General features: G+C 65.1%; 2 protein-coding genes. Both read right to left on the minus strand.

Annotation, left to right across the window (positions count from 1 at the left end; translation table 11 throughout):
- The coding region (locus tag BRAO375_RS25540; RefSeq protein ID WP_035642160.1) for a dihydrofolate reductase family protein at nucleotides 1-556 on the minus strand (556 nt) is incomplete at its 3' end.
- 19 nt (nucleotides 557-575) lie between these two features.
- Nucleotides 576-1,377: polysaccharide deacetylase family protein (locus tag BRAO375_RS25545; RefSeq protein ID WP_052536137.1), on the minus strand; the 802-nt coding region annotated here is incomplete at its 5' end.

Below are 1,377 nucleotides of genomic sequence, written 5' to 3' on the forward strand. Positions count from 1 at the left end.
CGGCGCGTTTCCAGGCGGTGACGCTGACGTCGTGGGCGGGATCGAGCATCAGCTGATTGGCCGGCGTCAGCCCATGGGCCGTCAGCACCTGCTGCGGCGATCGGCCAGGGCCGACCTCGGTGAAGCAGGGGGCGCCGCCGGGAATGGTCACGTGGGGCGCGAACGACAGGAAGAAGGTGTCGTAACGGTCCATGAACATGTCGAACACGACGGGACCGCCGATGATCGCCACCGTGCCGCTGTCGACACCGGCGGCCGCGCAGGCGTCCTCAAACGAGGCGCCGGCGGGGTTCCAGAGCGTCGAGTTGGGCTTCTCGGTGTCGGGCGCGAGCCCCGCGACCGAGCGGGTCACGACCAGCCGCTTGCGCTTCGGCGAGTTCGGCTGGTCCTCATAGGAATTGCGGCCGTGCACGATCAGGTCGGCACTGTCCAGCGCGTCGGAGAAGAACATGGCGTCGCCCGGGAATTTGAGCGAGGCCGGCATCACATTCTGGGAGTCGGCCAACATTCCGTCGGCCGACACGATCACATAACCTTCGAGACGAAGCTTGGTCACTGACGAAACAGATCCTCGATCATTCGGACACTGTCGTCACAACGCTCGAGACCGGCCGTTGGCTCACCGTCGGCAGCTTGGCGACCTTGCCGAGCTGCTCGTCATATTGCGGCAGCGACTGCACCGGCGCCTTGGCGCGCATCGCGACCACCTTGTAGCCGCCGGCTTTCAGCCGGCGCAGCATCTCGGGCAGCGCTTCCGCGGTGTGCTTGTGGAAGTCGTGCATCAGGATGATGCCCTTGCCGAGCTTGTCGAGCTTCTTGAAAGTGACATCGATCACCGCCTGCGCATTGCGCGCCTTGAAGTCGAACGAGTCGAGGTCGCAGGAGAAGATGCCGATGTTGCGGGTGCCCAGATAGGTCACCATTTCCGGCGGGTGCTGCAGCGCCGGGAAGCGGAAGAACGGCGCGGGCGAGTTGCCGCCGAGCGCCCATTTGACGGCGCTGATGCCGAGCTCGATCTCCTCCTTACGCTGGTCCTCGGTCAGCTTCTTGTTGGTCAGCGCCGCGTGCGACCAGGTGTGCGTGCCGACCGTGTGGCCGGCGTTGTAGACCTGCTTCAGGATCTCCGGATAGTACGTCGCGTGCTTGCCGATGATGAAGAAGATGCCGGTGGTGCACTGATCGGCCAGCGCCTTGAGCACGCCGGGCGTGTTCTCCGGCCACGGGCCATCGTCGAAGGTCAGGACGACCTCGTGATCCTTCAGGAAGTCGAGATCCTTGAAATGCTCGAAGCCGAAGCCGGGGCCACCTGTCGTGTCGATCTCGACAGTGCGGCCGACGCCGAGCGCTTCGGGATTCATGCAGGGCGCGCGCGGCGGC

It is taken from the genome of Bradyrhizobium sp. ORS 375 (genome assembly GCF_000239775.1).
In the GTDB taxonomy this organism is placed as follows: Bacteria; Pseudomonadota; Alphaproteobacteria; order Rhizobiales; family Xanthobacteraceae; genus Bradyrhizobium.